Here is a 7,532-nt window from a genome sequence, read left to right as displayed (position 1 = left end):
TCGCCCGCCGTCGCGGCGGTCCGGCCGGGCACGCGGGGCGGCGCGGCCGTGCGCCCGGCCGCCCTCCTGGTCTCCTGCTCTGTCCTCATCCCTCGCGGATCCTCTCTGCCGCCCGCAAGCGGGCCGAGGCCGCCCGCGGGTTGCGGGCCACCTCCTCGTCGTCCGGGAGCTCCGCTCCCCTCGTCAGAAGGCGGAACCGGGGCTGGTGAGCCTCCAGGGGGACCGGCAGCCCGGGAGGGCTGGTGTCCCTGGTTCGCGCCGCGAGGACCTGCTTGGTGAGCCGGTCCTCCAGGGAGTGGTAGGCGAGCACGACCACGCGCCCGCCCAGCGCCAGCGCGTCGAGCGCGGCCGGGAGCGCGCGCTCGAGCGCCGACAGCTCTCCGTTCACCTCGATACGCAGCGCCTGGAACGTCCTCTTCGCCGGGTTGCCCCCGGTCCGTCTCGTGGCGGCGGGTATCGCCGCGCGGACCAGGTCGGCAAGCCGTTTCGTGCTGGTGATGGGGTCCTTGGCGCGCTCCTTGACGATGAGGTTCGCGACGCGTGCCGCGAAGCGCTCCTCGCCGTAGTCGCGCAGGATGCGGGTGAGGTCCGCGGCGGAGTAGGTGTTCACCACGCGCTCGGCGGTGAGCTCCTGCTCGCGGTCCATCCGCATGTCGAGGGGGGCGTCGTAGGAATAGGCGAAACCGCGCTCGGCCTCGTCGAGCTGAGGGGAGGACACGCCGAGGTCGAACAGCGCGGCGTTCACGCGGGGCCGTCCGGCGTCACGGAGCACGTCGGCCAGTTCGTCGGAGACGGCGCGCACCAGAGTGATCCGGTCCGCGTACGGCGCGAGCCGGGCGGTGGAGCGCTCGATGGCGGTGGGGTCGCGGTCGATGCCGACGAGGTGGAGGGAGGGGTGGGCGGCGAGAAGCGCCTCGGCGTGCCCGCCGAGACCGAGGTTGGCGTCCACGGCCACCGGCTCCGGTCCGGACAGTGCCGGAGCGAGCAACTCCAGCACGCGATCGAGCATGACCGGAACGTGACCACCCGGCTGACCGGGCTCGTACGACAACGCTTCCAACCCCCATTTACGCCGCAGTACTCGCGGATTCGCGGCTGTGCCGCCGGTGACTACCCAACGGACCCCCACCCATGCCGGTTCCCGGAGAATCGGAGAACCGACCCGTCCGGCCAGGTCCCCATCCGCGTCGCCGGCCGTGGCGTCTGACACCGGGGAAGGTGCATCAGCTGCCACATGGGAGCGGGTGGAGACCTCGCCGAACGTCACCGACGGGTCAATTGATCAAAAAGGAAAAGGACCGATCTACAGAATCCCGGGCAGCACCTCCTCCGACAGGTCGGAGAATGCCTGCTCCTGGGCCTCCAGGTAGGTGTCCCATGCCTGGGCGTCCCAGATCTCCAGTCGCGTGTTGGCGCCGATCACGACGCAGTCACGTTCCAGCCCGGCGTAACGCCGCAGCGTCTGGGGAATCGTGATGCGTCCCTGCTTGTCCGGCACCTCGTCGGACGCACTGGCGAAGAAGACACGGCTGTAGTCGCGGACCGCCTTCGCCGTCACCGGAGCGGTACGCAGGGCCTCGGTGATGCGCTGGAACTCCTCTACGGGGAAGACGTAGAGGCAGCGCTCCTGGCCTTTGGTGATCACCAGACCCTCCGCCAGCTCCTCGCGATACTTCGCCGGCAGGAACAGCCGTCCTTTGTCGTCGAGGCGCGGGTGGTGGGTGCCGAGGAACACCGGACCCACCTCCTGTGCCTTGTGGAGCGCTCAGCGCTATAGCCCCTGCCCTCCACTGCGCACCACCATACTCCACTTCTCCCCACCGTCAACTGATTCTGAACGTGTCGGCATTCAAAATCGGCGGCGTTTCCGCAGGTGAAATGGGGTGGGTCGGAGTGGGGCGCCGCGCCGCCCCCCGGCCCGCGCACGGGCGTGTCGGCGCGCGGAAACCCCGGCCCGTACGGGGTTCCCGGGAGCCCGGTGGAGGGAAGTGGAGCGCGCCGGGGGCGCCGCGGCTTCACGTGTCACGGGATTCGGACGAACGCGCCACGCGACCGTGAAGAGACGCCACAACACTGTGGGCAGTTCACCCCGGATTTCTGGACAAAGTCGCCCTGGAACCACAGGGGACATAGGGTCGGTACACAGAATGGAAAAGGAACGTTTAATGCCCCATTCTCGGGGACGCACCCTCATGGAGGCCTGGTGGCAGTAACTCCCGACGTCACCGATGCTTCAGCCCGGCTCGAGGATCTGATCGACACCGCCCACCGGATCCGCAACTCGATCGAATCGGTGATCGAGGGCAAGAGCGACGTCGTCCGCCTTACTCTCACCGTGCTCCTGGCGGAGGGCCACCTGCTGATCGAGGACGTGCCCGGCGTGGGCAAGACGATGCTCGCCAAGGCCCTGGCGCGCTCGATCGACTGCCCCGTCAAGCGCGTCCAGTTCACCCCCGACCTGCTGCCCAGCGACATCACCGGCGTCAGCGCGTACAACCAGCAGACGCGGGAGTTCGAGTTCAAGCCGGGACCGGTCTTCGCCAACATCGTCGTCGGCGACGAGATCAACCGCGCCTCCCCCAAGACGCAGTCCGCCCTCCTGGAGTGCATGGAGGAGCACCAGGTCACGGTCGACGGCGTGACCTACGCGCTGGAGTCGCCGTTCATGGTCATCGCGACGCAGAACCCGATCGAGATGGAGGGCACCTATCCCCTCCCCGAGGCGCAGCGCGACCGCTTCACCGCCAAGATCGCGATGGGGTATCCGGAGCAGGCCGCCGAGCTGGAGATGCTCGACGTGCACGGCGCCTCACAGCCGCTGGACAAGATGGAGCCGGTCGCGACCACGGCCGAGGTCGTCGCGCTGATCCAGGCCGTCCGCGCGGTCTACGTCTCCCAGCCGGTCAAGCGCTACGCCGTCGACATGGTGGCGGCCACCAGGCACTCCCCCGACCTGCGGCTGGGCGCCTCCCCCCGGGCGACGCTGCATCTGGTGCGCAGCGCGCGGGCCCACGCCGCGCTGTCCGGCCGCGACTACGTGATCCCGGACGACCTGCAGGACCTGGCCGTCCCCGTGCTGGCGCACCGGCTGCTGCCGAGCCTGGAGGCGCAGGGGCAGCGCCGCCTCCCCGAACAGCTCGTCGGCGAGCTGGTGCGGCGCGTCCCCGTCCCCGACGCCAAGTAGCGGACGCGAGCGAGCCGGGCGCACGCCCGGCGATGTGACTGTTAGCAAGTGACGGAGGGCCCATGAGCGGGCTGAAGGCTCTGACCCCGCGGGGACGCTCGTTCCTCGCCTCCGGCGTGGCGGCCCTGCTGTGCGCCCTCGTCCTCGGGGAGCAGGACCTGCTGCGCGTCGCCGTGCTGATCACCGCGATGCCGTTGCTCGCGTCGCTGGTCGTGGCGCGCACGCGTTACCGGCTGGCCTGCGCCAGGCGGCTGAGCCCGGCGCGGGTGCAGGCCGGCGAGGACAGCACGGTCACCCTGCGGCTGGAGAACGTCACCCGGCTGCCCACCGGGCTGCTGCTGGTGGAGGACACCCTGCAGTACGCGCTGGGCACGCGGCCGAGGTTCGTCCTCGACCGGATGGAGTCGCGCGGCGTCCGGGAGATCGACTACAAGGTGAGCTCGGACCTGCGCGGGCGTTTCCCGATCGGGCCGCTCTCGGTGCGGATCGCCGATCCGTTCGGGCTGGTCGAGCTGACCCGCTCGTTCACCATCACCGACACGCTCGTGGTCACTCCCGAGGTGGTGCCGCTGCCGCCGGTGCGCCTGTCGGGCGAGTACAGCGGCGGCGGCGACAGCCGTACGCGGTCGGTCGCGGCGGCGGGCGACGATGACGTGGCGCCCCGCGAGTACCGCCAGGGCGACGACCTGCGCCGGGTCCACTGGCGCTCGACCGCGCGGCGCGGCGAGCTGATGGTCAGGCGCGAGGAGCAGGAGCGGCAGAGCCGGGGCGCGCTGCTGCTCGACACCCGCAGGCACGCGCACCGGGGCGAGGGGCCGCGCTCGTCGTTCGAGGTCGCGGTCTCCGCCGCCGCGTCCATCGGCGTGCACCTGTCCGCGGAGGGGCTCGCGCTGCGCCTGGTCACCGACCAGGGCGCGCGGCACGTGGTGGACACCGGCCAGTCGTGGTCGCTGCTCGACACGCTCGCCGTCATCCGGCAGAGCACGGCGCGCTCGCTGGAGCACGGCGTCGGCGCGCTGCGCCAGGGCGGCGGGGAGGGGCTGATCATCGCGGTCCTCGGGGCGCTCGACCCGGAGGAGGCCCGGGCCCTCGCCCAGCTCAGGCACTCGGGCGTGACCGCCGTCGCGGTCCTGCTCGACCTCGCCTCCTGGGACGGCGCCTCCTGGGACGCCGTCGCCGCGGAGAACGCGCGGGCCGCGCGGTCGGTGCTGACCGGCGGCGGGTGGCGGGTGCTCGACCTGCCCGCCGGCGCCTCGCTCGCCGGCGTGTGGCCGGAGGCCGGAAACAACAGGAGCGCGGCCTGAGCCGGCCGCTCCGGCGTGACGGAAGGTAGGAAGCGATGAAACTGCCGGTAGCGGCGGGGCTGGCCACGGCGGCCGTCACGATCACGCTCTACCCGCTCTTCGAGGGCGGCACCTGGTTCTGGTCCTGCATGGGCGCGATCCTCGTCACCACCGTGGCCGGGGCGGTGGCCTCCCGCATGGGCGCCCGTCCGTGGGTGGCGCCCGCCGTGACGCCCGTGACGGTCCTGCTCTACCTGACGCTCGTCTTCACGCCGGACGAGGCGTGGCTGCGCATCGTCCCGACCAAGGACTCGCTCGTCCGGCTCGCCGAGCTGGTCGGCGCCGGGTTCGACGACATCCAGCGGTACGCCGCCCCGGTGCCGGACAACCCCGGCATCACGCTGCTCGCCACGGCGGGCGTGGCGCTGATCGCCCTGCTCGTGGACGTCTTCGCGGTGCGGCTGCGCCGGGCGGCACTGGCCGGGCTGCCGCTGCTCGCCCTGTTCACCGTGCCCGCGGCGGTGATCACGGAGCCGATCGGGTGGATCGCGTTCGTCATCGCGGCGTTCGGCTACATCGGCCTGCTCGTCACCGACGGGCGGGAGCGGCTGAGCCGCTGGGGCCGGGCCGTGGTGGTGCGCCGCTCCTCCGGCTCCGGGCGCGGCGCCGCCCCCGACACCGAGCGGCTCGCCCTGTCCGGCAAGCGCATCGGCGTGACGGCGATCGCGCTGGCGGTCCTGGTGCCCGCGTTCCTGCCGGCGCTCTCCCCCGATCCGCTGTTCGGCTTCGGCGTGGGCAACGGCCTCGGCGGGGGCGGCGGCAACATCGGCATCCCCGACGCCATCGCCAAACTCGGCGGCCAGCTCAGGCAGCAGAGCAACGCGACCGTGCTCACCTACACCAGCAGCGACGACGTGCCGCGCTACCTGCGGATCTACTCGCTCGACATCTTCGACGGGACGAAGTGGACGCTGTCCCCGCTGCGGGGGCTCCAGGAGGACCGGGTGTCGGAGGGGCCGCTGCCGCCCACTCCGGGGCTCCGCCCCGAGGTGTCGGTGAAGCGGGCCGAGATGCGGGTCACGATGAGCGAGGACATCGACAAGCTCAACTTCCTGCCGCTGCCCTACCCGGCACGGCAGGTGGACGCGGACGGCGACTGGCGTGCCGACCGGGCCTCGCTCATGGTCTTCTCCGCGCACGACGAGGCGGCCGGGCTCGAATACCGGGTGGTGACCGAGGAGCCCGAGCCCACCACGACCGAGCTGCGCACGGCGGTGACCCTCCCGGAGAGCGAGCGCTACCTGCAGCTGCCCGACGGGCTCGACCCCCGGGTGGCCGCCCTCGCGCGCCGGGTGACCGCCGACGCCGCCACGCCGTACGAGGCCGCGGTCGCGCTTCAGGAGTGGTTCACCCGGGCAGGCCGGTTCACCTACGACGTGCGCGCGTCCGGATCGGGCGCGCAGGCGCTGTCCCGCTTCCTGCTGCGTGACCGCACCGGCTACTGCGAGCAGTTCGCGGGCGCGATGGCCGTGATGGCGCGGCTGCTCAACATCCCGGCGCGGGTGTCGATCGGCTACACGGGCGGCACCAAGATCGGTGACGTGTGGACGGTGCGCACCCACGACGCCCACGCGTGGCCGGAGCTGTTCTTCGACGGAATCGGCTGGCTGCGGTTCGAGCCCACCCCCGCCGGGGCCGGCGGGCAGGGCACGGCCCAGGTGCCGCTGTACTCGCTGCCCATCACACCGACGGCCGATCCCACGACGGGCCCGTCCGACGGGCCGTCGTCGAACGAGGAGGACGACAGCGGCCAGAGCGCCGGGCCGGCCCGGCCCAACCCGCGCCAGCTCGACCGCGACCTCGACGGCACGGCCATCGCGGCCGACCCGGGCACGCCCGTCGCCGTCAAGATCGGGATCGGCGCCGCCGCGGCGCTCGCGCTGCTGTTGCTGCCCGCCGCCGCGCGGCTCATGGTGCGCCGCCGGCGCCTTCGCCGGATGACGCGGTCGGCGTCGGGAGGCCACGCGGCCTGGGCCGAGCTGCGCGACGTGCTCACGACCTGGGAATGGCCGGGGAGCCGAGCGAGACGCCGCGCGCGCTCGGCCGCCGGATCGCCGAGCGGTACGCGCTCGGCCCGCAGGCCGCCGAGTCGCTCACCCGCGTCGTCACCTCGGAGGAGCGGCTCAGGTACGCTCCCACGCCTTCGGCGTCGGGGCCCGTTCCCGCGGACCTGCGCGGGATCAGGCGCGATCTGGCGCCGAGGGCCTCACGGTGGCGGCGCCTGGGGGCCGTGCTCGCCCCGATGTCCGTCCTGCTGCGGGTGCGGGCGGCCGGTGAGGGCGCGCTCGACGTGTTCGACCGGCTGGAGGGACTGCGGCCCCGGCTTTGGCGGGCACGGCCCGGCGGGACTCAGGGGACGGCCACGACTCCGGAGCGTCCCGGCGCCACAGGGGCCGGAGCCGGCGATGCCGCGAGGGAGCAGACCCTGACCGGCGCCCGTCGCTGATCCGCCGCTGATTCGCGGCCCGTCGCCGCAGACGACTCGGTGGGCCCGCTGAGCGGGCCCACCGGCGTTGCCTCGGATGGGGAGCGGTGACTCGGAGGGGATCAGTGCTCGTCGTGGCGGCGGCGCCAGCGCTCTTCCATGCGCTCCATGAAGCTCTGGCGCTGGGGGCGGCGGCCGCGGTTGCGGGACGGCGGGGAGTCACCGAACCCGTTCATGCGCTTCCAGCTCGACAGACCCCACAGGCAGGTGGCCAGCATGACCACGAAGCCAGCGGCACCGAGCCAGATCTGGGCCGCGACGACGCCGACCATCAGCAGGACCACGCCGAGTGCGAAGCCTATGGAGGCCTTCACCAGGCGGCGCTTGTAGTGGCTGCGCGGATCGCTGATCCGTACGGTGTTCGCCCACTTCGGGTCCTCGGCATAGAGGGCCTGCTCGATCTGGTCGAGCAAGCGCTGCTCGTGCTCAGACAGCGGCACGGCGCCTCCCAAGGACGGCCCCATTCAGGGGAAGACGGCAACGGACGACACGGGGTGTCCGAACCTCGCGGTCGGTTATC

The 7,532-nt window shown here is 72.4% G+C and carries 6 protein-coding genes; 3 read left to right on the top strand and 3 right to left on the bottom strand.

The window, feature by feature from the left end; genetic code table 11:
- Positions 1-85: 85 nt before the first annotated feature.
- Both rsmH and mraZ read right to left on the bottom strand, forming a co-directional pair.
- Positions 86-1,009 (bottom strand): 16S rRNA (cytosine(1402)-N(4))-methyltransferase RsmH, encoded by a 924-nt coding sequence (rsmH, locus tag B1L11_RS29985; protein WP_079318533.1) that lies wholly within the window; start codon positions 1,007-1,009, stop codon positions 86-88.
- A 294-nt stretch (positions 1,010-1,303) separates the two neighbouring features.
- Positions 1,304-1,735 (bottom strand): division/cell wall cluster transcriptional repressor MraZ, encoded by a 432-nt coding sequence (gene mraZ / locus B1L11_RS29980; protein ID WP_079318531.1) that lies wholly within the window; start codon positions 1,733-1,735, stop codon positions 1,304-1,306.
- A 468-nt stretch (positions 1,736-2,203) separates the two neighbouring features.
- Here mraZ and B1L11_RS29975 point away from each other — a divergent pair, with 468 nt between their 5' ends.
- From B1L11_RS29975 to B1L11_RS29965, 3 genes are all read left to right on the top strand, one after another.
- Positions 2,204-3,184, top strand: a complete 981-nt coding sequence (locus B1L11_RS29975) for a MoxR family ATPase (RefSeq protein WP_079318529.1) — start codon at positions 2,204-2,206, stop codon at positions 3,182-3,184.
- A 62-nt stretch (positions 3,185-3,246) separates the two neighbouring features.
- Positions 3,247-4,488 carry a DUF58 domain-containing protein gene (locus B1L11_RS29970; RefSeq protein ID WP_079318527.1) on the top strand — a complete coding sequence of 414 codons (1,242 nt, stop codon included), beginning with the start codon at positions 3,247-3,249 and terminating at the stop codon, positions 4,486-4,488.
- A gap of 35 nt (positions 4,489-4,523) precedes the next feature.
- Entirely contained in the window at positions 4,524-6,956 is a 2,433-nt protein-coding gene (locus B1L11_RS29965) for a DUF3488 and transglutaminase-like domain-containing protein (RefSeq protein ID WP_256863016.1), read from the top strand.
- Between the two features lie 118 nt (positions 6,957-7,074).
- Here the strand turns inward: B1L11_RS29965 and B1L11_RS29960 are convergent, their stop codons facing one another.
- Complete coding sequence (locus tag B1L11_RS29960; RefSeq protein ID WP_079318513.1) at positions 7,075-7,452, bottom strand: DUF3040 domain-containing protein; 378 nt, start codon at positions 7,450-7,452, stop codon at positions 7,075-7,077.
- Positions 7,453-7,532: the final 80 nt, after the last annotated feature.

Origin of the sequence: Microbispora sp. GKU 823 (assembly GCF_002027145.1) — a bacterium.
Classification (GTDB): domain Bacteria; phylum Actinomycetota; class Actinomycetes; order Streptosporangiales; family Streptosporangiaceae; genus Microbispora; species Microbispora siamensis.
Note: the sequence above shows the minus strand (reverse complement) of the source record. Positions and strands in the feature narration are given on the sequence as shown.

Coding starts and splice junctions, on each gene's coding strand:
- rsmH (WP_079318533.1), bottom strand. CDS start 1,009: ATGCTCGATCGCGTGCTGGAGTTGCTCGCTCCGGCACTGTCCGGACCG.
- B1L11_RS29970 (WP_079318527.1), top strand. CDS start 3,247: ATGAGCGGGCTGAAGGCTCTGACCCCGCGGGGACGCTCGTTCCTCGCC.
- B1L11_RS29965 (WP_256863016.1), top strand. CDS start 4,524: ATGAAACTGCCGGTAGCGGCGGGGCTGGCCACGGCGGCCGTCACGATC.